Source organism: Streptomyces sp. C10-9-1 (genome assembly GCF_024497955.1).
Taxonomy (GTDB): Bacteria; Actinomycetota; Actinomycetes; order Streptomycetales; family Streptomycetaceae; genus Streptomyces; species Streptomyces sanyensis.
The window spans coordinates 311017-335015 of sequence record NZ_JANHKP010000005.1; the positions used below are offsets into that span (position 1 = coordinate 311017).

Here is a 23999-nt window from a genome sequence, read left to right on the forward strand (position 1 = left end):
GCCCTCGTGCGCGGGGCCCGTGCGGGCAGGTCCGCCGCCCCGCCCGGGCGGCTCCGGGCGGGCGCCCTCCGGGGGGCCGCCGTCCTGTGTCACCGCGCCACCTCCCGCGCCTGGTCCCCCGGCGGGCCGTCCCGCGGGGCGGCGCCGGGCCCGGGCGGTGCCGCCCGGGCCCCGGTCGCGGCGCCGGTCATGGACTCACCATCGCCTCCGCGACGAGCAGCCGCACGGCGGCGGCGATCGACTCGGCGTCGATCCCGACGGCGTGCCGCTGCTCGGCCCCGGTCGCCGACGCCGGGACGCCGCGCACCCCGAGGCGCACCAGCCGGGGCGCGGGCCGGCCGTCGGAGAAGACCTCGGCCACGGCGTCGCCGAGGCCGCCCTGCGGCCGGTGGTCCTCGGCGGTGAGCAGGCAACCGGTGTCGTCGGCCGCCTGCTGGAGCGTGCGGGCGTCGACGGGCTTCACCGAGTAGGCGTCGACGACGCGCACGGCGATGCCCTCGCGGTCCAGCAGGCGGGCGGCTCCGAGCGCCTCGTGGACGGTCACGCCGGCGGCCACGATGCAGGCGCGGTCGCGATCCGAGGAGCGCAGCACGCGGGATCCGCCGATCGGGAACGCGTCCTCGGGGCCGTAGAGGACGGGGGTGGCCGAGCGGGTGGTGCGCAGGTAGGCGACGCCCGGTGCGTCGGCCATGGCGGCGACCAGCCGTGCGGTCTGGGGCGCGTCGCAGGGGTAGAGGACGGTGCTGCCGGGGACGGCCCGCATCATGGCCAGGTCCTCCAGGCCCATCTGGGAGGGGCCGTCCTCGCCGACGGAGACGCCCGCGTGCGATCCGACCAGCCGGATCGGCGCATGGCTGACGGCGGCCATCCGGATGAAGTCGTGGGCGCGGGTGAGGAAGGCGGCGAAGGTGGCGGCGAAGGGGTTCCAGCCGCGGGAGGCCATGCCGACGGCGGCGGCGACGAGCTGCTGCTCGGCGATGTGGAACTGGAAGGCGCGCTCGGGGTGCTCCGTGGCGAAGAACTCGGTGCGCGTGGAGTCGCCCACCTCCGCGTCGAGGGCGACGACGTCGCCGCGTACGGCTCCGAGCGCGGCCAGGGCGCGGCCGTAGGCATCGCGCGTGGCCGCCTGCTCGCCCCGGTCGAAGACGGGGGGCCGGTGCTCCTGTGCGGGCGGGCGGCGGCGGATGCGCACCTCGGGCGGGGGTGCGACGTCGACGCGCAGGTCGGTGCGTCCGCCGAGTTCGGCCACCGCCGCCTGCGCGTCGGGCAGGGGCTTGCCGTGCCGGCCCTCCCGGTCCTGGACCTCCGCCACGCCGCGCCCCTTGTCGGTCCCGGCGATGACGGCCGTGGGGCGCCCGGCGGTGGCGTCGGCGTCGGCGAGTGCGGCGTCCACGGCGGCGGTGTCGTGGCCGTCGACGCGCAGGGTGTGCCAGCCGAAGGCCTCCAGGCGGCGGGCGTAGGCGTCGAGGTCCCTGCCGAAGCGGGTGGGTCCGCGCTGGCCGAGGCGGTTCACGTCGATCAGCAGGACGAGGTTGTCCAGCCGCTCCTGCCCCGCGTGCTCCACCGCCTCCCAGACCGAGCCTTCGGCCATCTCGCCGTCGCCCGAGAGGACCCAGACCCGGTAGGGGATCTGGTCCAGCTCCCTGCCCGCCAGGGCCATGCCGACGCCGACGGGCAGGCCCTGGCCCAGGGAACCGGTGGCCACGTCCACCCACGGCAGCCGGGGCGTGGGGTGGCCCTCCAGCCTGCTGTCGCGGGTGCGGAAGGTGAGCAGTTCGGCGTCGTCGACGGCGCCCGCGGCCTTGTACATGGCGTAGAGCAGCGGGGAGGCGTGCCCCTTGGAGAGGATCAGCCGGTCGTTGCCGGGGTGGTCCGGCCGGTCGAAGTCGTACCGCAGGTGGCGGGCGAGGAGCACCGCGGCGATGTCGGCGGCGGACATGGCCGAGGTGGGGTGCCCGGAGCCGGCGGCGTCCGCGGCGCGTACCGCGTCGACCCGCAGCTGCTGTCCCAGCCGGGCCAGGTGTGCGTCGTGGGGCGCTGTTGCTCGCATGTCTGCGCTCCTCGGGTTCGTGTCGCGCGGCGGGCGGGGTGCCGGTCGTCCCGCGGGCGGGCGCCGCGGCCCGTGGGCGGTGTCCGGGTGCCCGCGGGCCGGGGCCTCAAACCCCCGGCCGCCCTCGTCGGGCCGTCCCCGGGCCGCCGGGCCCGGGGAGGCCGGGTGTCAGCGGGGGTGCCGGTCGGGGTGCTCCTCGACCACGGCGCCCTGCTGGGGCATCAGCACCCGCCGCCGCTTGGCGATGCTGGTGAAGGTCGCCACACCGATCAGGCCCACGGCCATCAGGATGATCCCGACGACGTCGAGGTTCACCCCGTCGACCTGCCAGTCCGTGCCGAACGTGAGTATGGCTCCCGCGGCGATCAGGATGATGCATCCGCCGATCCCCATCTGGTCCACCTGCTTCCTTCTCCGCGTGCGTCGTGCCGCCCGGCAGGCCCTGCCCGCAAGCGGCACCCGGTCGTTCCCGGAGCGCCGTCGTTCCCGGCGCGCCGTGCCCCCCGGCTACCCGGCGAGGGCCTCCGCATGTCCCCGGCTTGCTGTCATGTCCACGGACTTCCGGATAGTGCACGCAGCGCGGTGGATCAAGTGCGGACCGAAGAGGGCAAGGTCACAGCCCTGTCCTCTCCGCTCCTTCGTGGCGCTGGCCTAGCATCTGAGCATGACGGTCCTCCCCGATGACGGGTTCTCCCTGGCCGCCGAGTTCCCGGATGCGACGCACGAGCAGTGGCAGCGCCTCGTGGAAGGCGTCCTCCGCAAGTCCGGCAAGGACGCACAGGGTTCGGCCGCCGAGGACGCCCTGTCCACGGCACTCGAGGACGGGATCACCACCCGTCCCCTCTACACCGCCGGCAGCGGTGCCGCGACGCCCGGCCTGCCCGGCTTCGCCCCCTACGTGCGCGGCGGCAGGGCCGAGGGCGGCGCGCTCTCCGGCTGGGACGTGCGCCAGCGGCACGACCGCCCCGACGCGGCGCGCACCAACGAGGCGGTCCTCGCCGACCTGGAGAGCGGCGTGACCTCGCTCTGGCTCACGGTCGGCTCCGCGGGCGTGCCGGTCGAGGCCCTCGGCACGGCGCTGGACGGCGTCCTGCTGGACCTCGCACCGGTCGTCCTGGACGCGGGGCCCCGGTTCGAGGCGGCGGCGGAGGCGCTGCTGGCGCTGTACGGGGAGCGGGGGATCGCCCCGGAGGCGGCACTCGGGAACCTGGGCGCCGACCCCTACGGCCTCGCGGCCCGCACCGGGGACCACGGGGCGCTGGCCGAGGGCGTCGCCGCCGCGGCCGGGCTGGCCGCGCGCTGCGCCGCCCGCCACCCGCAGCTGCGGGCGGTCACCGTGGACGCGCTGCCGTACCACGAGGCGGGCGCGAGCACGGCCCAGGAGCTCGGCTGCGCCCTGGCCACGGGCGTGGCCTGGCTGCGTGAGCTGACCGCGGCCGGGCTGGAGCCGTCGGCCGCGGCGGGCCAGCTGGAGTTCCGCTACGCGGCGACCGCCGACCAGTTCCTCACCATCGCCAAGCTCCGCGCGGCGCGGCGGCTGTGGTCCCGGGTCGCGGAGGTCTCCGGCGTGGCGGGCGGCGGGGCCGCGCAGCGGCAGCACGCCGTCACCTCGCCGGTGATGATGTCCCGCCGCGACCCGTGGGTGAACATGCTGCGCACGACGGTCGCCTCGCTGGCCGCCGGGGTCGGCGGCGCGGACGCGGTCACCGTGCTCCCCTTCGACCACGCGCTCGGGCTGCCGGACGCCTTCGCCCGCCGGATCGCGCGCAACACCTCCACGATCCTGCTGGAGGAATCCCACCTGGGCCGGGTCGTGGACCCGGCGGGGGGCTCCTGGTACGTGGAGCGGCTGACGGATGAGGTCGCCCGGGCCGCCTGGGCGTGGTTCCAGGAGATCGAGCGTGCGGGCGGGCAGGCGGACGCGCTCCGCGGCGGACTGGTCGGCGAGCGGATCGCCGCGACCTGGGAGGCCCGCAGCCGGCGGCTGGCGACCCGCCGGGAGCCGGTGACGGGTGTCAGCGAGTTCCCGCTGCTGTCCGAGGCGGCGGTGGAGCGCGACCCGGCGCCCGCGCGTCCCGCCGGAGGGCTGCCCGTGGTCCGCCGGGACGAGCGGTTCGAGGAACTGCGCGCCCGCTCCGACGCCCACCTGGCGGCGACCGGTGCCCGCCCGAAGGTCTTCCTCGCCGCACTGGGCCCGGCCGCCGCGCACACCGCCCGGGTGACCTTCGCGGCCAACCTGTTCCAGGCCGGCGGCATCGAGCCGGTCCAGGAGCCGTTGTCCGTGGACGCGGCCGCGGCCGGGCAGGCGTTCGCCGCCAGCGGCGCCGCGGTCGCCTGCATCTGCTCCAGCGACGCCCTCTACGAGGAGGGCGCGGCCGGGGTGGCCGAGGCGCTGAAGGCGGCCGGCGCGGTGCGGGTGTTCCTCGCCGGGCGGCCCGGCGGGCTGCGGGAGACGTACGAGAAGGCCGGGGTCGACGAGTTCGTCGTCGCGGGCGGTGACGCGGTCGCCGTCCTGGGCTCCGTCCTCGACCGGATCGGAGTGGCGTGATGGGCATCCCTGACTTCACCGGGATCGAGCTGGGCCCCGCCGAGGCGGGCCGGGCGACCGAGCGGGACTGGCGGGCCGCCGTGGAGGCGTCCACCGGCAAGGACGCGGGCGAGCTGGTGTGGGAGACGCCCGAGGGCATCCCGGTCAAGCCGCTGTACACCGACCGGGACCTGGAGGGCGTCGACTTCCTGGCGACCTACCCGGGCGTCGCCCCCTTCCTGCGCGGGCCGTACCCGACGATGTACGTCAACCAGCCCTGGACCATCCGGCAGTACGCCGGGTTCTCCACCGCCGAGGAGTCCAACGCCTTCTACCGGCGCAACCTCGCGGCCGGGCAGAAGGGCCTGTCGGTCGCCTTCGACCTGCCCACCCACCGCGGGTACGACAGCGACCACCCCCGGGTGACCGGCGACGTCGGCATGGCGGGCGTGGCGATCGACTCGATCTACGACATGCGCCAGCTGTTCGACGGCATCCCGCTGGACCGCATGAGCGTGTCGATGACGATGAACGGCGCGGTGCTGCCCGTGCTGGCGCTGTACATCGTGGCCGCCGAGGAGCAGGGCGTACCGCCCGAGAAGCTGGCCGGGACCATCCAGAACGACATCCTCAAGGAGTTCATGGTCCGCAACACCTACATCTACCCGCCCGGCCCCTCGATGCGGATCATCTCCGACATCTTCGCGTACACCTCGCAGCGGATGCCGCGGTACAACTCGATCTCCATCTCCGGCTACCACATCCAGGAGGCCGGTGCCACGGCCGACCTGGAGCTCGCCTACACCCTCGCGGACGGTCTGGAGTACCTGCGCGCGGGCATCGGGGCCGGGCTGGACGTGGACGCGTTCGCCCCGCGGCTGTCGTTCTTCTGGGCGATCGGCATGAACTTCTTCATGGAGGTCGCGAAGCTGCGCGCCGCCCGGCTGCTGTGGGCCAAGCTGGTGAAGGGCTTCGACCCGAAGAACCCCAAGTCGCTCTCGCTGCGCACCCACTCGCAGACCTCGGGCTGGTCGCTGACGGCGCAGGACGTCTTCAACAACGTCACCCGCACCTGCGTCGAGGCGATGGCGGCCACGCAGGGCCACACCCAGTCGCTGCACACCAACGCCCTGGACGAGGCGCTGGCGCTGCCGACCGACTTCTCGGCGCGCATCGCCCGCAACACCCAGCTGCTGCTGCAGCAGGAGTCGGGGACGGGCCGGGTGATCGACCCGTGGGGCGGCAGCGCCTACGTGGAGCGGCTCACCCGCGACCTCGCCCGCCGGGCCTGGCAGCACATCGAGGAGGTCGAGGCGGCGGGCGGCATGGCCGCGGCGATCGACGCGGGCATCCCGAAGCTGCGCGTGGAGGAGGCGGCGGCGCGGACCCAGGCGCGGATCGACTCCGGCCGGCAGCCCGTGATCGGCGTCAACAAGTACCGGGTGGCCTCCGACGAGCAGATCGAGGTGCTCAAGGTCGAGAACTCGCAGGTGCGCGCCCAGCAGGTGGAGAAGCTGCGGCGGCTGCGGGCGGAGCGCGACGAGGCGGCCTGCCGGGCGGCACTGGCGGCGCTGACGCGGGCCGCGCAGGACGGGCCGTCGCGGGGGGACTCCCTGGAGGGGAACCTGCTGGCGCTCGCCGTGGACGCGGCCCGCGCCAAGGCGACCGTGGGCGAGATCTCCGACGCCCTGGAGCAGGTGTACGGCCGGCACGCCGGCCAGATCCGTACGATCTCCGGTGTGTACCGCAACGAGGCAGGGGAGTCGCCGTCCGTGGACCGCACCCGCGCCCTGGTGGACGCCTTCGAGGAGGCCGAGGGGCGCCGCCCGCGCATCCTGGTCGCCAAGATGGGCCAGGACGGGCACGACCGGGGCCAGAAGGTGATCGCGACCGCCTTCGCCGACCTGGGCTTCGACGTGGACGTCGGCCCGCTGTTCCAGACGCCCGCCGAGGTGGCGCGGCAGGCCGTCGAGGCGGACGTGCACATCGTGGGCGTCTCCTCGCTCGCCGCCGGGCACCTGACGCTGGTGCCGGCGCTGCGCGAGGAGCTGGCGGCGGAGGGCCGCGAGGACATCATGATCGTCGTCGGCGGTGTGATCCCCCCGCAGGACGTCCAGGCGCTGCACGACGCGGGCGCCGCGGCCGTCTTCCCGCCGGGCACGGTGATCCCGGACGCCGCGCGGGACCTGGTGCACACCCTCGCCCGCTCGCTCGGCCACGACCTCTAGGAACCCATGCCGCCGACGATCGACCTCGATGCGTATGTGAAGGGCGTGCGGGAGGGCTCCCGGGCGTACACCGCCCGGGCCGTCACCCTGGTGGAGTCCACCCGGCCCGACCACCGGCCGCTCGCGCAGCGGCTGCTGACGGAGCTGCTGCCCCACAGCGGCCACGCCCGCCGGGTGGGTGTCAGCGGTGTCCCCGGCGTGGGCAAGTCCACCTTCATCGACGCGCTGGGCACGATGCTCACCGGCCGCGGGCACCGGGTGGCGGTGCTGGCGGTGGACCCGTCGTCCACCCGGACCGGCGGCTCGATCCTGGGGGACAAGACCCGGATGGAGCGCCTGTCGGTGGACCCGGCCGCCTTCGTGCGCCCGTCGCCGAGCGCGGGCACCCTCGGCGGGGTGGCCAAGGCGACCCGCGAGACGATGATCGTGATGGAGGCCGCGGGCTACGACGTGGTGCTGGTGGAGACGGTCGGCGTCGGCCAGTCGGAGACCGCGGTCGCCGACATGGTGGACTCCTTCCTGCTGCTCAGCCTCGCCCGGACCGGCGACCAGCTCCAGGGCATCAAGAAGGGCGTGCTGGAGCTGGCCGACGTCATCGCCGTCAACAAGGCCGACGGTCCCCACGAGCGCGACGCCCGCGCCGCGGCACGGGAGCTGGCGGGCGCGCTGCGCCTGATGCGCCCCCACGGGCACGCCTCGGCGGGGCCCGGGGAGGGCGGGGCGGCGGAGGCCGCCTGGACCCCGCCCGTGCTGTCGTGCAGTGCCAAGGAGGGCACCGGACTCGACACCGTGTGGGAGCGGCTGGAGCAGCACCGGGGCCTGCTGGAGTCGACCGGGCGGCTCGCCGCGAAGCGGCGGGAGCAGCAGGTCGGCTGGACCTGGTCGATGGTCCGCGACACCCTGATGGACCGCCTGCGGCGGCACCCGGAGGTGCGGGAGGTCGCCGCCCGGGTGGAGACCGAGGTGCGCGAGGGCCGGCTCACGGCCACGCTGGCGGCGGAGCGGATCCTGGAGGCGTTCGCCCGCCCGGTGGACTGAGGGGGCGGGCACGCGCGGGGCGCCCCGGGCGGAGCCCTGCCGCTCCCCCGCTGCCGCGTGTCGGCGCGCCCGCCGCGGGTACCCGGGGTCACCGCGGGCGGGAGTCCCCGCGGAAGGGAGCCGGACCATGCGGATCGCGTTTCTCACCGCCCACGAGGGCGTGGAGCAGATCGAACTCACCGGGCCCTGGCAGGCCCTGCGGGCCGCCGGGCACGAGCCCCGGCTCCTCGCCACCCGCCCGGGCACGGTGCGGGCCTTCCGCCACCTGGAGGCGGCCGACGCCTTCCCCGTCGACCAGGTCGTCGCGGAGGCGTCCCCCGCGGACTACGGCGCCCTCGTCCTGCCCGGGGGCGTGGCCAATCCCGACACCCTGCGCACGGACCTCCGCGCGGTGGCCTTCGCCCGGGCCTTCATGGAGGACGGCAGGCCCGTGGCGGCCATCTGCCACGCCCCGTGGCTCCTGGTGGAGGCCGACGCGGTCCGGGGCCGCACGCTCACCTCGTGGCCGAGTCTGCGCACGGACATCACCAACGCGGGCGGCATCTGGGTCGACGAGCCGGTACGGGTCTGCACCGCGGGTGCCGGGCCGCTGGTGACCAGCCGGCGGCCGGGAGACCTGGACGCGTTCCTCGGGGCCCTCGCCGGGGTCCTCGGTCCCGGCCGGTGACGGCGTCCCCGGCGGAGCGGGCCGCCGGGGAGCCCGGGTGACTCCGCCCCCGCTCGGCCTCGGGCGACGGGCGGGAGGCCGTGGCCGGGGTGCTCAGGCCCCCCGGGCGCGGGCGCCCTCCCGGGTGCGGCCCGCGGCGGGCGCCCGGTCGCGGTGGCGCCTGAGGTACTCGGCCTCCAGGTCGCCCATCCGCGTGTCGTGGGCCGCCAGCGCGGCGGCCGACCCGTGCAGCAGGGTGTCGTGGCGGCTGCGGTGGATGGCCTCCAGCTCCCGCAGCAGGTCCGGCTCGCTCAGCGTCGCGGGGTCCACCCCCCGGGGTCCGTCGCCGGTGCCCGGCTGCTCCTGCCCGTTGTCGGTCATGGGGTCCCGTCCTTCCCTGTGTGCGGCTCCGGCCTCCGCGGGCCGTCCCCTCTTCGAGGATCGCCGCCCCCGGTCCCGAGCGCAGGCCGGGACCGCGGGCGGCACGGCGGTCCGCCGCGGGGTGGGAGCCGGACTCAGTAGCCGAGGGAGCGCTTGAGCTGCTGCTTGTCCATGCCCGACCGGCCCTTGACGCCCCGCTTCCTGGCCTCCTGGTAGAGCTGGTCGTAGGTGGGGCCCTCGGCCCCGGTGCGGGAGCGCCGGCCCCCGCGGCGCGCGGAGGAGACGTCCTCGGTGGAGGTCCTGCTCGCGGTCCGGGACTCACCCGAACGGGCCCGCTCCTTGTTCACCGTGCGGGCCGCGATCTCCTTCGCCCTCCGGGTGCTCTCCCCCCGGTCCTCGGCGCTCTCCTTGATGTGCTCGTACTGCCGCTCCCGCTTGGGACTCGATCCGCGCGGCATGCTCCGCTCCCTTCCGCCGCCGGCCGCGGTGCCGGGCGGCCGGGTACCCCTGCGGTCCGCGCCCACACGGCGGTTCCGGCACCGCGGGCGCCGGGCCCCGGGGGTGCCGGGCCCTACTTCGCGTGCCGGCCGTGGTGGCGGGCGGACCTGGCCCGCGCGGCCTCCGCCTCGGCCCGGCCCTGCTCGGCCATGCGCCGCCCCTCCCGCTTCCGGCGCTCGTCCTCCAGCACGATGCCGTCGGACTCCTCCATACGGCCCCTGAGCTCCTTGGCCTTGGCCTTGAACCTTCCGAACATCGTGCGGTCCTCTCCGCTGTCGCCGACCGCCCGCTCGCGGGTGCTGCCCACGCGGCGCCTTCCGCTCTCCACTGTGGCACGCGTCCCCGGGCCCGCCAGCCGGAGCCGCGGCCCGTGCCGGGCGGCTGCCCGGCACGGGCTCAGCCGGGGAGGTCGACGGCGAACCACACCGCCTTGCCGTCGCCGCGGCGGGTCCAGCCCCACTCGGCGGCAAGCCTCTGGAGCAGGTACAGGCCGTGTCCCGAGACCTGGTCGGCACGGTGCCGGTCCCGCGGGCGCGGGCGGGCGGTGCTCGTGTCGCTGACCCGGACCCACAGGCGGCCGGAACCGCGGACCAGTTCCAGCTCCCGGGGCCCGCCGCCGTGACGGTAGGCGTTGGTCGCGACCTCGGAGACGAGGAGCAGCGCGTCCCCGGCCGCGAGGGCGCCCTCGGGGCCGGGGAGCGCGTACCAGTCGCGCAGCGCCCGGCGGGTCAGGTCCCGGCAGCGCCCCACGGCACCCGGTCCCTGCTCCAGCCGGAAGCGCCTGCTCTCCGCGGAGCCGGGCGGGTACCCCGTCCCGCGTGTCCTTCCCGGTGCGTGTCCCATGGCCCTGCGGCTTCCCCGGACCGGCGCTTCAACGCATCCGAACCGGAAAAGTTGCGAGAATAGGGATGAAACCGACGGTCCCGCTGCATCCGACAGCGCCGGCCCCCGCTCCGTCGAAGGAATCCGATGTCCAGCACCCTCCCCGCACCCCCCGCAGGCCGGGCGGCAGCGTCCGGCGGCGGGGTTCCCCCACGGGGCGCCGCCGGGAACGGCGGCGGCCCCGGCGCGACCCTCGCGGCCCTGCCGCCCGTCCCCTCGTCCGTCGGCCCGGCGGACGCCCGGCCCCTCTCCGCGGTGCTCTTCACCCGGCTGGCCGCGCTGGAGGAGGGCACCGCCGAGTACGCCTACGTCCGCAACACGCTGGTGGAACTGAACCTGAGCCTGGTGCGCTACGCCGCCGCGCGCTTCGCGCACCGCTCCGAGCCGATGGAGGACGTGGTCCAGGTCGGGACCGTCGGCCTGATCAAGGCGATCAACCGCTTCGACCCGGCGCGCGGGGCGGGGTTCACCTCCTTCGCGCTGCCCACGATCACCGGCGAGATCAAGCGCTACTTCCGGGATTCGAGCTGGTCCGTGCGGGTGCCCCGGCGCCTCCAGGAGCTGCGCATCGGCATGGCCCGGGCGATGGACGGCCTGGAGCAGGAGCTGGGCCACCGGCCGACGACCGCCGAGCTCGCCGACCGGCTGCACGTCAGCGAGGCCGAGGTGGTCGAGGGCGAGCTGGCGGCGAACGGCTATGCGGCGCAGTCGCTCGACACCGCGGTGGGCGAGGACGAGGGGGAGGGCCCGGTCGCGCGGCGCCTGGGCACCGAGGACCCCGCGTTCGCCCTCGTGGAGGAACTCCAGTCGCTGCGTCCGCTGATCGCCGAACTCGACGAGCGCGACCGGGCGATCCTGACCCTGCGGTTCCGCGACGAACTCACCCAGGCGGAGATCGGCGAGCGGCTGGGGCTGTCCCAGATGCACGTCTCGCGGCTGCTCTCGGGCATCCTGGCGCGGCTGCGGGCCGGGATGTCGGACGGCCGCTGACCTCCTCCCCCGCCGACGCGGTGCCGCCCCCGCCGGTCAGGGCCGGGGGCGCAGGACCTCCGCCCAGACGACCTTGCCGGCCCCGCGGCGCTCCGCCCCCCAGCGCCTGGCCAGCCGCTCCAGGACCATCAGACCGTGTCCACCCGGCTGGGCCGGGCCCGCGGTGGGCCGGCGGCGCGGGAGTTCCGGGCTTCCGTCGGCGACCTCGATCCGCAGGTGGAGCCCGCGCTGCTCCAGCGACAGCTCGCTCGGTCCCCCGGCGTGCAGGCAGGCGTTGGTGACGATCTCGGAGACGAGGAGCAGCACGTCCTCGGAGCACTCCCCCGCACCGTCCGCCCGGCCGGCGCCCGGCCCGGCGGCCCGCGGCCAGCCCCAGTCGTCGAGGGCGTCGTGGGTGAAGTCGCGGCACCGGCCCACGACCCCCCGGGTGCCGAACAGGGCGAGGCGGCGCCGCTGGCCGCTCGGGTCGGGGCGAAGGCCGCTGCTCATCGGTCGGCTCCCGTGGACGGAAGGGTGCGTCTTCAGGCGGGGTGCCCGCCCGCCAGTGCCGCGTCGAGGTCGGCGTGGACACGGAAGACGCCGTGCGCCCCCGTGATCTCGAACATGCGGGCGACCGGCTGGCGCAGGGCGGCGACCTCGACGGTGCACCCCGCCTCCTGGGCCTCCAGCCGTGCGTGGAGCAGGACGTTCAGCCCGGTGGAGTCGCAGAAGCCGAGCTCCCCGCAGTCGACGACGATCCGGGCGGGGCGCTGGGCCACTGCCTCCGCGAGTGCCTCCCGCAGGGGCTCCGCGGTGTCGTGGTCGAGTTCCCCGGAGAGGGCGAGGACGGCCACCTCGCCGCGCCACTCGCCGGTGACGGAGAACCGCCCGTCGGATGCCCCCGCTCCTGCCGAGTCCATCGGGTCCCGCCTCTCTGGCCGTGGGGTCCGCCTGCGGCACGTGCCGCGGGCGCCGACTCCTCGACTATTGCCCGGCGCGCCGGGCCCGGCCACCGGGTGCCGCGGAGCGGCCCGTCTGGCGGGTACCCGCGTCGGCCCCCGGTACGCGGTCCGGGTGCGGACTGTCGCGCGGCTCCTCCCCGGGGGCCGGGGGCGGAAGGGCGGAAGCGTGTGTTTCCGGGCGCCGCGGTCCGGGCAGGCGCGTCGTGTGCCCCGGAGCACACCGCCGCGGGGTCCGGGCCCGTGCCGGGGCACGCACACCCGGACCGCCGCCGCGGACGGCCGCCGCCCCGACCTGCTCGTTCGAGGTGTGCCATGGAACACCGCTCTTCGGGACCCGCCGACCGGCGGCGCCGCCACCCCGACACCCCGGACACCGCGGCCGCCTTCCGGAGACTGGCCGGCCTCGCCGAGGGGCCCGCGCGGCGGGAGCTGCGGGAGGAGATCGTGGCGGCCTGGCTGCCCGTGGCCGAGCGCATCGCCGGGCGGTACCGCGACCGGGGCGAGTCGCTGGACGACCTCCGGCAGGTCGCCGCCCTCGGGCTGGTGAAGGCCGTGGACCGCTACGACCCGGAGCGTGGCGCCTTCGAGAGCTACGCGGTGCCCACCATCGTCGGCGAGGTCAAGCGCCACTTCCGGGACCACCTGTGGGCCCTGCACGTCCCGCGCCGGGTCCAGGACCTGCGCAACCGGGTGCGCACGGCCCGCGGAGAGCTGGCCCAGTCGGCCTCGGGCCGATCCCCCACGGTCGCCGAGACCGCCGAGCGCGCCGGGCTCAGCGTGGAGGACACCCTGGTGGGCCTGGACGCCCTCGACGCCTTCAGCACCCTGTCGCTGGAGGCCGAGGCGCCGGGCGCCGACGACGGCCACGCGCTGGGCGACACGCTCGGCGCGAGCGATCCGGCCCTGGACGTCCTGGTGGACCGGGAGGCCGTCAAGCCCGGGCTGCGGCGCCTGCCCGAACGCGAGCAGCGCATCCTCTACCTGAGGTTCTTCCGCGACATGACGCAGAGCTCCATCGCCCGGACCATGGGCATCTCCCAGATGCACGTCTCCCGGCTGATCAGCCGCTCGTGCCACCGGCTGCGCACCGAGGTGACGGAGGACGCCGCCTGACCCGGCCCGCTCGCGGGAGGTCGCCGCGCCGTCAGCGGCGCCCGCTGCCGGAGGCCGCCGGGCGGCGGGGGCCGTCGCCGCCCCGCGGCCCGCGTCCGGTGGTGCGGGCGCGGTCGCGTAGCGCGGACAGCCGGGGGCGCCGGTCCCGCTGCTCCCGGGTGTGGCGGTCCAGCTCCTCCATCAGACGGCGGGAGCGGTGGTCGAGGTCCATCTCGTCGAGGATGCGGTCGATCTCGGTCAGCAGTGCCCCGTGCAGCTGCCACTGCCGCGGGGACCTTCGGACGCCTTCGAGCAGGAGGTCGGCCGCGGTGTCGCGGCTGGCGCGTGCCGCGGACAGGTCGCCGGCCAGCCGGGCCTCGGCGGCGTCGGCGTTCCCGCTGTCGCCGGAGGTGACCAGCACCGCGAAGCTGACCATGGCGTCCGCGACGTGCCCGAGGACGTCCTGGAGCGCCGAACCCACCCGGCGGGGGAAGAGGTCCTCGTCCCGGCGGTGCTTGGCCAGGTCCGTGACCGTGCGGGCGATGACCCGCAGGACCACGGCGCAGATCTCCAGGGTGTCCAGGCCCGTGCGGAGCACGATCCTGTTGAGCAGGCCCTCCTTGACCCGCGGGTTGAGCCGCAGGCTGTCCTCCGCCTGGCGCAGTGCCGCGTCGACCTCGGCCACGTCGTTGTCCAGGCGGCGGGCCTCGTGGAGCTTCTCGGCGGCCCGCTCGACGGGCGTGGTGCGCGTGAGCTCGTCCCCGATCCCCAGGAGCAGCCGGCGCATCCGGCGGGCGAGGTCCTCGATGGAGTCGCCCGCGGACGCCACCCAGACCGGCGGCACGAGCACCGTGTTGAAGAGCAGCCCGACGACGGCGCCGATGAGCGTCTCCAGCACCCGGTCCCATGCCGTGTCGGCGACCTGTGTGACACCGAGGACGAGCATCGCGCTGATGGCCACCTCGGGCACGAACTCCTCCACCCGCGCCAGCCGCCCGACGACGAGGGCGGCGAGAATGACGAGGCCGAGGCTCCACCAGCTCAGGCCCACGAGGACGCTGAAGCCGATGGCGATGAGCACCCCGACCACGACGGCGTTCACCCGCCGGATGCCGGTGGTGAGCGTGGAGTAGAGCGTGACCTGGACGACCAGCAGCGCCGTCAGGGGGGCGGTCAGCGGCACCGGCTCGCTGCTCAGCTGCAGGGCGACGACGTAGGAGAGGGTGGCCGCCGCGCTGGAGCGCAGGGTCTGGGTGACGACGGGGTCCCGGCGCCGCCGCAGGAGGCCGGCGACGGCCCCCGACCACCGTGGGCGCGCGTCGGGCACCATGCTCCTTCCCGGCCCCGGGCGGGGCCCTGCGTCCGCGCCCGTGCCCGGCGCGCACGGGGCGCGGACGGGCACGGGCCGGGGCGTCAGCAGCCCTCGGCGGCCGTCCGCCCGGTCACGTTCTGCGGGCCGGACGCCAGCTGCAGGCGCACGTACCGCTCCGCGGCGAGGACCGCCTCCCGGGCCGTGCGCTCGCACATCAGCACGCACAGCGTGTAGGCGGTGTCCTCGAACGTCCGGCGGGCCTGCTCGTCGTGCGGGGCGTGGAGGAGCCGGTGCTCCTGGGCCCGGTAGCGTGCGATGAGCCTGCTGACGACGCTCGTGTCGGGCATCAGCATCGTGTGTCTCCCGGTTTCTGCGAACCCCCGGCACACGGCGGAACGACGTCCGTCCGGAGCCTCATTGTGGTCCGGTGCGACCCCGTCCGCCAGACGGAGCGTCACCGTCCGTCACTACCGGCGCCCGGGGGCGGGTCCGGTGGGTGCCGTGCCGGACGGCGCGGTCAGTGGACCAGCGGGTGCGGCAGGTCGGGCACCATCCCGTCGTAGGAGGAGACGGTGAAGATGGCGCCGTCGGGGTCGCGCAGGCTCACCTCCGCCCCGGTCGACGTGGAGCGCTCGCCGAGCAGTGTCGCGCCGCACCGGCGGGCGGCGCTCGCGGTCTCCTCGACGTCCTTCACCGCGAAGTGGACGTGCCAGCGAGGATGCAGCAGCGGGTTGCCCGAGGTGGGGTCGGCACCGGAGGTGAGGCGGGCGAGGACGCGTCCGTCGCGGTGGAGCAGCACCGCGCCCTCGGCATAGGTCACCTCGCAGCAGCCCGCGCGGCCGCCGGCCCAGTCGAAGACCTCGCCGTAGAAGATGGCCGAGTCGAAGGCGTCGCGGGACAGCAGCCGGATCCACGCGGGGGCGTGGTCGCGCCAGGCGGGCCAGTCGTGGACCAGTTCGCCCTCCCACACGCCGAACACGGCGCCGTCCCGGTCGGCGGCCAGCAGCCCGCGCCCGGTCGACAGGGAGATCGGTCCCACGGCCACGGTGCCGCTGCGCTCGCGGATCCGCGCTCCGGCGAGGTCCGCGTCCTCGACGGCGAAGTAGGGCGTCCAGGCCACGGCGACGGTCAGCCTCGGCGCGAGGGCGCCGATCCCGGCGACGGGGACACCGTCGGCGAGGGCGATGGTGAAGTCGTCCCCGAGTCTGCCCTTGCGGAACTCCCAGCCGAGGACGGTGCCGTAGAAGTCCTGGGCGGCCCCGAGGTCGCGGGCCATCAGGCTGACCCAGCAGGGGGCGCCGTAGACGGATTCGCTGGTCGGGGCGGTCACGGACCGGGTCGTCTTGTCGTTCATCACCACGTCCGGCTGTCGGGGCTCCGGTGAGCCGCTGCGCGCTGCAGCGCCGCTCGCCGTGTGCGAGGCGCCGCGTCTGCGGAACCCATGTTCCTCCGTGCGCCGCGAACAGGCTAGCCGGTCGTCACGGCCGGTGACGGGACGGCTCGCCTGTGTCGTCACGGCGGGTCGGGGCAGGGGGCGGGCCCGGCCGCTCGGTGCCCCGCAGGGACGCGCCCGCGGGCATCATGGAGGACGTCAGCCTTCCCGCGGAGGAGGGGGCCGCCCATGACGGGCCTCGACCTGCTGTGGACCTTCCTGGAGGTGTACCGGCGCGGCGTCCCCGCGGCGGCCGGGCGCCTCGGGCTGTCCCCGCAGGAGGTGGGCGAGCGGCTGGACCGCCTGGAGGAGGAGCTCGGGCAGCGGCTGTTCCTGCGCGGTGCGGCGGGCACGGCGCCCACCGCTCCGGCGGCGCGCCTCGCGGCGCGGGCCGGGGCCCCGCTGGACGAGCTGCGGGCGGCTCTGGACCCGGCGGCCGCCGGCGGCCCGCCCGTGGGGACGGTCCGGATCGGCGGCCCCGCGGAGCTGGTGGCCCTGAGGGTGCTGCCCCTGCTGGCGCCCGCTGCCGCGCGCGGCCTGCGGCTGCGGGTGGCGGCGGCGCCGGGTGCCGGGCCGTTGGAGCTGCTGGCCGCCGGGGAGGTGGACCTGGTGGTGTCCGAGGTGCGCCCGGACCGTCGGGAGCTCACTGCGACACCCGTGGCCCGGGAGGGGTCCGTCCTGGTGGCGCCGCCGCCGCTGGCGGCGACCGTCGAGCCCGGGTGGCTGGCCGAGGACCCGGCCGCCGCCCTGGCCCATCTTCCCCTGGTGGGGTACGCGGCCGATCTGCCGGGCGTCCGGGAGTACTGGCTGCGCGAGTTCGGCGCGCGACCGGCCAATCCGGTGGCCGTGACGGTGCCCGACCTCAGGGCGGTGCTGGCCGCGGTGGTGTCGGGCGCGGGGGCGAGCGTCCTGCCCCGCTACGTCGCGGCGCCGGCGCTGTCGGCGGGCCTGGTGGAGCGGCTGCACACGCCCGCCGCGGCGCACCCGGAGACGCTGTTCCTCGCCGTGCGCGGCGGAGCGCTGGTGTATCCGCCGCTCGCGTGGGTCCACGAGCGGTTGCGCACCCGCCTGCCCGGAGGCGGCGGCGGGTGACGCGGGGCACGGCGGCCCGTCCCGGCTCCGGCGGGAGCCGGGAGGGGCGCGCTGTCAGTCGCGCGCCTCGACCCTCTCCCCGAGGGGGTCCGGCTCCGGGGCGACGGGCGGCGGGGACGGGGCGGCGCGGCGGGCGGCCAGCCGCGCGGCCAGCCGCGTGCCGACCGGCTCGGTGAACCGCGCGGCCAGCGGCCCGAGGACGACCAGGATGAACACATAGGCCGTGGCCAGGGGCCCGAGGGCGGGCTGGATGCCCGCGGAGACCGCGAGGCCGGCGATCACGATGGAGAACTCGCCGCGCGCGACGAGCGTGCCGCCGGCCCGCCAGCGGCCCCGCGGGCCGATGCCGGCGCGCTTGGCGGCCCAGTAGCCCGTGGCGACCTTGGTGAGGGCGGTGACGGTCGCCAGTGCCAGGGCGGGCAGCAGCACCGGGGGGATCTCCGCCGGGTCGGTGTGCAGGCCGAAGAAGACGAAGAAGACCGCGGCGAACAGGTCCCGCAGGGGGCTCAGCAGGGTGTGGGCGCCCTCGGCCACCTCGCCGGAGAGCGCGATGCCGACGAGGAAGGCGCCCACCGCGGCGGACACCTGGAGCTGCTGGGCGATCCCGGCGACCAGCAGGGTCAGGCCCAGGACCACGAGCAGCAGCTTCTCCGGGTCGTCGCTGCTGACGAAGCGGGAGATGACGCGCCCGTAGCGCAGGGCGGCGAAGAGCACCAGCCCGGCGACGCCCAGGGCGATGGCGAGGGTGACACTGCCCGCGGCCAGGCCCACACCGGCGAGCAGCGCGGTGATGATCGGCAGGTAGACGGCCATGGCCAGGTCCTCGAGGACCAGGATGCTCAGGATCACCGGGGTCTCCCGGTTGCCGACCCGTCCGAGGTCGCCGAGGACCTTGGCGATGACGCCGGACGAGGAGATCCAGGTCACGCCCGCGAGGACCACCGCGGCCACCGGGCCCCAGCCCATGAGGAGGGCCGCGGCCGCTCCGGGCAGCGCGTTGAGGGTGAAGTCCACCAGGCCCGCCGGGTACTGGGACTTCAGGTTCGAGACCAGATCGCTGGCCGTGTACTCCAGGCCCAGCATCAGCAGCAGGAGGATCACGCCGATCTCGGCGCCGATGGCCACGAACTCCTCGCTCGCGCCGAGCGGCAGCAGGCCGCCCTCGCCGAACGCCAGGCCGGCCAGCAGGTACAGCGGGATGGGCGAGAAGCGGAAGCGTCCAGCGAAGCGCCCGAGCAGGCCGAGGCCGAGGATGATCGCGCCGAACTCGATCAGGAAGACAGCGGAGTGCACCGATCACTCCCTTCCGAGGATCCCGGCGGCGGCGTCGACGCCCTCGCGCGTGCCGACGACGATCAGCGTGTCCCCTCCGGCGAGGCGGTAGTCCGGCCCCGGCGAGGGGACGGCCTCGGCGCGGCGCAGCACCGCGACCACCGACACCCCCGTCTCCGTGCGCAGCCGCATGTCACCCATCACCCTGCCGTTCCACACCGAGTGGGCGGACAGCTCGACGCGCTCCGCGACCAGCCCGAGGTCGGTGGTGTGCAGGACGTTGGGGTTGTGGTGGTCGGGCATCAGGGCGTCGATCAGCGAGGCCGCCTCGGCGCCGGTCAGGTGCAGCGACTGGGCGCAGGCGTCGGGGTCGTCGGACCGGTAGACGTTGACCGACCGGGTCCCGTCCCGGTGGGCGACCACCGACAGGTGCCGGTGCTCGCGCGTGGTGAGGTCGTACTGGACACCGATGCCGGGCAGCGGTGTCGTGCTCATCCGTGGAGCGGGCACGGCCCGTCCTCCTTGTGTGTGCGTGCGGCGTGTCCGCCCGCCCGGCTGGGCCGCCCGGCGGAGGTCACGGGCCGGTCGGCCGGTGGATCCGCGCCATCGTTTCATCCCCGTCGCCCCGGCCGGTAGCGGGTGCGGGCCCACCGGCCGGGGCGGGCCCGCCGGCCCTCCCGGTCACTGGTATGGACCAACTCCTTGCCGGGGCGGTCCCGCGACGTCAAGCTGCGTCCATGGAACTGGAGTTGCGGCATCTGAAGACGATCCGGGCCATCGCGGAGGCCGGCAGCCTGACCAAGGCGGCGACGGCCCTGGGGCTGGCCCAGCCGGCGCTCAGCGCGCAGCTGCGCAGGATCGAGCGGTCGCTCGGGGGCGCGCTGTTCGAGCGCGGCCGCAGCGGTGTGCGGGCCACGGCACTGGGCGAACTGGTGCTCGACCGCGCCCGGGTGGTCCTCCCCGCGGTGCACGAACTACAGGAGGAGGCGGTGCGGTTCGCCCGCTCCCGGGAGGGCGGCCGGCAGGGCTTCCGGCTGGGCGGGACGCACGGCCCGCTGCTCGGCGGGCTCGTCGACCGGCTCGCGGCGGCGCAGCCGGAGGCGAACGTGGCCACGCACACCTCCTGGTCCGAGCGGGAGATCGCCGCGCAGGCCGTGGACGGGAGGCTGGACTACGCCCTGATCGGCACCTGCGGGGAGAGCGCACCGCCCGAGGCCGGCCGGCTGGCGTGGACGGAGGTGGCCCGCGACCCGGTGTTCGCGATGCTCCCGACGGGGCACCCGCTCGCCGGCCGGGAGGAGGTGGCGCTGGAGGAGCTGGCGGGCGAGGCCTGGGCGGACGTCCCCGGCGACGGCTGCTTCGGCGACTGCTTCGCGGCCGCCTGCGTACGGGCGGGCTTCACCCCTGCACGGGTGTACGAGACCGACACCGCCTCCTGCGTCCATCTGGTGCAGGTGGGGCGGGCGGTGGGGCTGTGCCGTGCCACGTTCCCCGCGACACCGGGGCTGGTCACCCGCGCCCTCGCGGGCACGCCCCTGGTCTGGCGCCACCTGCTGGGGTGGCATCCCGCGTCCCCGGCCGCGGCGGACGCGCCCGCGGTCATCACCCATGTGCGGCGGGCGCACGCCGAGGCGGCCGGACGCAGCCCCAGCTACGCCCGCTGGCTGGCCGCGGGCGGCGGCGCGGCGCTGCGCCTCCCCGCGGGGCAGGGCCCCGCCCGGGCCCCGGCGGGCCGGGAGCCGCACGGCAGGAGCGGGGAGCCGCACGCGGGCGGTCCGCCCCGCGGGAGCGGCCGGCAGCACGGGGGCGGGGCACGCCATAACGCCGTGCAGGGGGCCGGTTGACAGCTGACGCACCGCCAGGGCCGCTCCCTACGGTTTCGGCACACCTCAACCGACACCGAGGGGACTCCCCATGTTCCACAGACAAGCCAGGGCGGCGTGCGCCGGCGCGGTCGCCGTCGGCGCGCTGGTGCTGGCCTCGCTCCAGGGCACCGCGGCGGCCCACCCGACCGCCGCGGACCCGGCGGTGGACACCGCCGCGGCCACGCTCGCCGTGGACGCCGCCCCACCGGAGCTGCTGCGCGCCATGGAGCGCGACCTGGGCCTGAGCCGGACGCAGGCCGAACGGCGGCTGGTCAACGAGGCGGAGGCCGGCACCGCCGCCGCCGTGCTCCGCCAGAAGCTGGGCGCCTCCTACGCCGGCGCCTGGGTGTCCGGAACCGAGTCGGGCACGCTGACGGTGGCCACCGCGCGGACCTCGGACCGCGCGGCGATCCGCGCCGCGGGGGCCGAGGCGAGGGTCGTGCCCCACACGCTCGGCGAACTCGACCGCGCCAAGGGCGCCCTGGACCAGGCGGCCGGGCGGCACGGCTCGACCGCCGTCCCGGTCTGGTACGTGGACGTGCGGGCGAACACCGTCGTGGTGCGGGCCTCCGACACCGCCGCGGCCGAGGCCCTGATCACCGCCAGCGGGGCCGACCGCGACCGGATACGCGTCGAGGGCACCACCGAGCGGCCGCGCCCGCTGTACGACATCCGCGGCGGCGACGCCTACTACATGGGCAGCGGCGGCCGCTGCTCGGTCGGCTTCGCGGTCACCCGCGGCACCCAGCAGGGCTTCGCCACCGCCGGGCACTGCGGGCGTGCGGGCACCTCGACGAGCGGCTACAACCGGGTCTCCCAGGGCTCCTTCCAGGCGTCCACCTTCCCCGGCCGGGACACCGCCTGGGTGCTGGCGAACAGCCAGTGGACCGCGACCCCGTACGTCAAGGGCGCGGGCGGGGCGAACGTGCAGGTGACCGGGTCCGTGCAGCAGCCGGTCGGCGCCTCGGTGTGCCGCTCCGGCTCCACCACCGGCTGGCACTGCGGCACGATCCAGCAGCACAACACCAGCGTCACCTACCCCGAGGGCACCATCACCGGGGTGACCCGGACCTCCGTCTGCGCCGAGCCGGGCGACTCGGGTGGCTCCTACATCTCGGGCAGCCAGGCGCAGGGGGTCACCTCCGGCGGCTCGGGCGACTGCCGCACCGGCGGCACCACGTACCACCAGCCGATCAACCCGCTGCTCCAGGGGTACGGGCTGACCCTGAAGACCACGACCGACCCGGGGCCGGGCGATCCGCCGGACGAGCCCGGTGGGACGTGGGCCGCAGGGACGGTCTACGCGGCGGGTGCCCAGGTCACCTACGGTGGCGCGACCTACCGCTGCATCCAGGGCCACCAGGCCCAGAGCGGCTGGGAGCCCCCGAACGTCCCCGCGCTGTGGCAGCGCCTGTGACGGGGTGACCGGCCCCGGGTGCGCCGCGGGCTGAGGGGCCGCGGCGCACCCGGCGGTGCCCGGGCCGGGGCCGTGGCACCCGGGAGGGCAGGTGACCGGCCGGGCGGCGGGGGCCGCCCGGCCGGTCAGCCCGTGGCACGGGCGATGAGCAGGGCGACGTCGTCGGGGGTGTCGGGGCGGCGCAGCGACCGCAGCAGCCGGTCGCAGGTGTCGGCGAGCGAGTCGTCGGCGGTTTGCAGCAGCGCGGTCAGCGAACGCAGGCGGATGTCGATGTCCTGGTCCCGGGTCTCGACGAGGCCGTCCGTGTACAGCACGAGGACGTCGCCGGGGTCGATGCCCACCGTGATGCTGCGCAGGGCGACCCCGCCGACGCCGCCGACGCCGAGCGGTGTGCCGGTGGGCAGGTCGAGCAGGCGCGGGGCGCAGCCGCGCCGCACCAGGACGGGGGGCAGGTGCCCGGCGTTGGCGAGGCAGACCTGGGCGCGGTGCGGGTCGTAGACGGCGTAGATGCAGGTCGCGATGTACGGGTCGAGGCCCGCGGTGATCTCGTCCAGGTGCCGCAGCACCACGGCCGGGTCGAGCGCGAGCCGGGAGAGGGTCTGCGTCGCGGTGCGCAGCCGCCCCATCGCGGTGGCGGCGTTGATGCCGCTGCCCATCACGTCGCCGACGACCAGCGCGGTGCGCTCGCGGTCCATGGGGATGACGTCGAACCAGTCGCCGCCGATCTCGCTGCCGGCCCGGGCGGGCTGGTAGCGGGAGGCGGCCTCCAGGCCCACCAGGCGCTGCGGCATCTCCGGGAGCATGCTCCGCTGCAGGGTGAGCGCGGTCTCGCGCTGCTGCCGGTACCAGCGGGCGTTGTCGATGCAGACCGCGGCGCGGGAGGCCAGCTCGGTGGCGAGCAGCACGTCGTCCTCGGTGAACGGCTCCTCGTTGCGGGCCCGCTTGAGGTCCAGCGCGCCGAGCACCTGGCCGCGGGCGGTCAGCGGCACCGCCAGGTAGGAGTGGACACCGGCGCGGGCGAGCAGGGCCGCGGCGTGCTCGTCGCGGGCGATGTCCCGCAGGTGGCCCTCCTCGACGCGCGGGACCAGCACCGGGCGGCCGGTCCGCACGCACCGGGTGACGAGCCGGCCGGCGACGTAGCGGGCGATCTCGCCCGGTGGGTCGGCCGCCCGGACGGCGACGGTCGGGTAGGCGGCGGCCACGGCCAGGGCCCTGATGAGGGCGGGGCCGTCGTCCCCCTCCGGGGCGGGACGGGCTTCGGGGTCGGTGAGGATGCGGTCGAGGACGTCGACGGCCGCCACGTCCGCCAGCGCGGGCACCGCGACCTCGGCGAGTTCACGGGCCGTCTGCTCCAGGTCCAGGGTGGTGCCGACGCGCACGGAGGCGTCGGCGACGAGCGTCAGCCGGCGGCGGGCCCGTTCGGCCTCGGTCGCCGCCCGGTGCCGGTCGGTGACGTCGATGACGGACACGGCCAGCCCGAGGACCCTGCCCCCGGGGTCGTCCAGCCGGTGCAGGGAGACCGACCACGCGTGCTCCCCGTCGGCGGCCCCCGGAGGCCGGCCGAGCACATGGCGGTCGACCAGCGGCCGGCCGCTGGCCAGCACCCCGCGCATGGCGGCCTCCAGCCTGTCGGCGTCGCCGAAGGGGAGCGTCTCGCGGATCGGGTGCCCCACGAGTTCGCCCGCGGTCCGGCCGCCGATGCGCTCCAGGGCGGGGTTGACGGCCACGCAGCGCAGGTCGGTGCCGAGGACCAGCACACCGATCGGGGACTGGTCGACGAGGCGGACCGAGAGCGCCAGGTCCCTCTCCACCCGGCGCAGGGTCGCCTGGTCGGTGGCGAGGCCCAGGGCGTAGTACCCCCCGAGGTCGTCCTGGAGGCGCATGTTGCGCCACTCCAGCGGCAGGGTCGTGCCGTCCTTGCGCCGGACCCGGAAGACCCCCTCCCAGCCCTCCCCGCTCTCCATGACCTCGCGGAACAGGTCGAGCACGAGGTCCAGGTGCTCGTCGGCGACCAGGAGCCGGGCCGCGTACTGGCCGAGGGCCTCCTGGGCGGAGTAGCCGAGCAGCTGCTCGGCCTGCGGGCTCCAGAGCACGACCCGGCCCTGGGCGTCGAGGACCACGGCGGCGACGCCGAGCACGTCCATCAGCCCTCCGGGCGGCGACAGCGCGGCATCCGTGGTGCCGTCGTCGGCGAGACCGGCACGGAACAGGTCGGCGCTGCCCACCGTCGCTCCTTCCCCTGTCGCGGTGCGCGGGGGCGTGCGACGGCTCGCAGGTCCCCGCACCGGGATGACGGGTACCCCCATACTCCCTCCGCCGCGGCCGGTGCCGCAGCC

At 76.1% G+C, this 23999-nt stretch carries 23 protein-coding genes; 9 read left to right on the plus strand and 14 right to left on the minus strand.

Translation table 11 applies throughout. The annotated features are described in order from the left end of the window. Positions 1-187: 187 nt before the first annotated feature. Positions 188-2050, minus strand: coding sequence for a transketolase (locus NPS70_RS09490; RefSeq protein WP_256523647.1), 1863 nt, complete (start codon positions 2048-2050; stop codon positions 188-190). A gap of 168 nt (positions 2051-2218) precedes the next feature. Then, positions 2219-2443 carry a DUF6458 family protein gene (locus NPS70_RS09495; protein WP_256523717.1) on the minus strand — a complete coding sequence of 75 codons (225 nt, stop codon included), beginning with the start codon at positions 2441-2443 and terminating at the stop codon, positions 2219-2221. A gap of 271 nt (positions 2444-2714) precedes the next feature. Here NPS70_RS09495 and NPS70_RS09500 point away from each other — a divergent pair, with 271 nt between their 5' ends. From NPS70_RS09500 to NPS70_RS09515, 4 genes are all read left to right on the plus strand, one after another. After that, the gene (locus NPS70_RS09500) at positions 2715-4598 is read left to right on the plus strand and encodes a methylmalonyl-CoA mutase family protein (protein WP_256523648.1); all 1884 of its coding nucleotides are present in this window, start codon (positions 2715-2717) and stop codon (positions 4596-4598) included. Next, positions 4598-6805: a methylmalonyl-CoA mutase gene (gene scpA / locus NPS70_RS09505; RefSeq protein WP_256523649.1), complete on the plus strand. Its 2208-nt coding sequence runs from the start codon at positions 4598-4600 to the stop codon at positions 6803-6805. Before NPS70_RS09500 ends, scpA begins: the two co-directional genes overlap by 1 nt. A gap of 6 nt (positions 6806-6811) precedes the next feature. Further along, a complete protein-coding gene (gene meaB, locus NPS70_RS09510) occupies positions 6812-7843 on the plus strand; it encodes a methylmalonyl Co-A mutase-associated GTPase MeaB (RefSeq protein WP_256523651.1) in 1032 nt (343 codons plus the stop codon). A 127-nt stretch (positions 7844-7970) separates the two neighbouring features. After that, a complete protein-coding gene (locus NPS70_RS09515; RefSeq protein ID WP_256523652.1) occupies positions 7971-8510 on the plus strand; it encodes a type 1 glutamine amidotransferase domain-containing protein in 540 nt (179 codons plus the stop codon). 93 nt (positions 8511-8603) lie between these two features. On the opposite strand, the gene NPS70_RS09520 is transcribed toward NPS70_RS09515, so the two are convergent. The 4 genes from NPS70_RS09520 to NPS70_RS09535 form a co-directional block, all read right to left on the minus strand. Beyond that, positions 8604-8870, minus strand: coding sequence for a DUF6158 family protein (locus tag NPS70_RS09520; protein WP_256523653.1), 267 nt, complete (start codon positions 8868-8870; stop codon positions 8604-8606). 134 nt (positions 8871-9004) lie between these two features. Continuing rightward, complete coding sequence (locus NPS70_RS09525; protein ID WP_256523654.1) at positions 9005-9328, minus strand: plasmid stabilization protein; 324 nt, start codon at positions 9326-9328, stop codon at positions 9005-9007. Between the two features lie 113 nt (positions 9329-9441). Beyond that, entirely contained in the window at positions 9442-9675 is a 234-nt protein-coding gene (locus NPS70_RS09530; protein WP_256523655.1) for a hypothetical protein, read from the minus strand. Between the two features lie 89 nt (positions 9676-9764). Continuing rightward, positions 9765-10211, minus strand: a complete 447-nt coding sequence (locus NPS70_RS09535) for an ATP-binding protein (protein ID WP_256523656.1) — start codon at positions 10209-10211, stop codon at positions 9765-9767. A 126-nt stretch (positions 10212-10337) separates the two neighbouring features. Here NPS70_RS09535 and NPS70_RS09540 point away from each other — a divergent pair, with 126 nt between their 5' ends. Further along, the gene (locus tag NPS70_RS09540; RefSeq protein ID WP_256523657.1) at positions 10338-11240 is read left to right on the plus strand and encodes a SigB/SigF/SigG family RNA polymerase sigma factor; all 903 of its coding nucleotides are present in this window, start codon (positions 10338-10340) and stop codon (positions 11238-11240) included. Positions 11241-11276: 36 nt separating this feature from the next. Here NPS70_RS09540 and NPS70_RS09545 read toward each other — a convergent pair whose 3' ends face one another. Next, positions 11277-11729, minus strand: coding sequence for an ATP-binding protein (locus tag NPS70_RS09545; protein WP_256523658.1), 453 nt, complete (start codon positions 11727-11729; stop codon positions 11277-11279). Positions 11730-11761: 32 nt separating this feature from the next. Beyond that, positions 11762-12139: an STAS domain-containing protein gene (locus NPS70_RS09550; protein ID WP_256523659.1), complete on the minus strand. Its 378-nt coding sequence runs from the start codon at positions 12137-12139 to the stop codon at positions 11762-11764. A 354-nt stretch (positions 12140-12493) separates the two neighbouring features. On the opposite strand from NPS70_RS09550, the gene NPS70_RS09555 reads away from it, so the two are divergent. After that, positions 12494-13294: a SigB/SigF/SigG family RNA polymerase sigma factor gene (locus NPS70_RS09555; RefSeq protein ID WP_256523660.1), complete on the plus strand. Its 801-nt coding sequence runs from the start codon at positions 12494-12496 to the stop codon at positions 13292-13294. A 31-nt stretch (positions 13295-13325) separates the two neighbouring features. On the opposite strand, the gene NPS70_RS09560 is transcribed toward NPS70_RS09555, so the two are convergent. From NPS70_RS09560 to NPS70_RS09570, 3 genes are all read right to left on the minus strand, one after another. Continuing rightward, positions 13326-14603, minus strand: coding sequence for an aromatic acid exporter family protein (locus NPS70_RS09560; RefSeq protein WP_256523661.1), 1278 nt, complete (start codon positions 14601-14603; stop codon positions 13326-13328). 83 nt (positions 14604-14686) lie between these two features. Beyond that, positions 14687-14932 (minus strand): DUF5133 domain-containing protein, encoded by a 246-nt coding sequence (locus NPS70_RS09565; protein WP_308314992.1) that lies wholly within the window; start codon positions 14930-14932, stop codon positions 14687-14689. 170 nt (positions 14933-15102) lie between these two features. Next, entirely contained in the window at positions 15103-15939 is an 837-nt protein-coding gene (locus tag NPS70_RS09570; protein WP_256523663.1) for a VOC family protein, read from the minus strand. 267 nt (positions 15940-16206) lie between these two features. On the opposite strand from NPS70_RS09570, the gene NPS70_RS09575 reads away from it, so the two are divergent. After that, a complete protein-coding gene (locus NPS70_RS09575) occupies positions 16207-17109 on the plus strand; it encodes a LysR family transcriptional regulator (RefSeq protein ID WP_256523664.1) in 903 nt (300 codons plus the stop codon). A gap of 54 nt (positions 17110-17163) precedes the next feature. Here the strand turns inward: NPS70_RS09575 and NPS70_RS09580 are convergent, their stop codons facing one another. Beyond that, positions 17164-18402 carry a cation:proton antiporter gene (locus tag NPS70_RS09580; RefSeq protein ID WP_256523665.1) on the minus strand — a complete coding sequence of 413 codons (1239 nt, stop codon included), beginning with the start codon at positions 18400-18402 and terminating at the stop codon, positions 17164-17166. 3 nt (positions 18403-18405) lie between these two features. Further along, positions 18406-18876: a cation:proton antiporter regulatory subunit gene (locus NPS70_RS09585; RefSeq protein ID WP_256523666.1), complete on the minus strand. Its 471-nt coding sequence runs from the start codon at positions 18874-18876 to the stop codon at positions 18406-18408. A gap of 242 nt (positions 18877-19118) precedes the next feature. Here NPS70_RS09585 and NPS70_RS09590 point away from each other — a divergent pair, with 242 nt between their 5' ends. Continuing rightward, positions 19119-20225 carry a LysR family transcriptional regulator gene (locus NPS70_RS09590; RefSeq protein ID WP_256523667.1) on the plus strand — a complete coding sequence of 369 codons (1107 nt, stop codon included), beginning with the start codon at positions 19119-19121 and terminating at the stop codon, positions 20223-20225. Between the two features lie 70 nt (positions 20226-20295). Then, entirely contained in the window at positions 20296-21663 is a 1368-nt protein-coding gene (locus tag NPS70_RS09595) for an alpha-lytic protease prodomain-containing protein (RefSeq protein ID WP_256523668.1), read from the plus strand. Positions 21664-21788: 125 nt separating this feature from the next. Here NPS70_RS09595 and NPS70_RS09600 read toward each other — a convergent pair whose 3' ends face one another. Beyond that, a complete protein-coding gene (locus NPS70_RS09600) occupies positions 21789-23807 on the minus strand; it encodes a SpoIIE family protein phosphatase (RefSeq protein WP_256523718.1) in 2019 nt (672 codons plus the stop codon). Between the last annotated feature and the right edge of the window lie 192 nt (positions 23808-23999).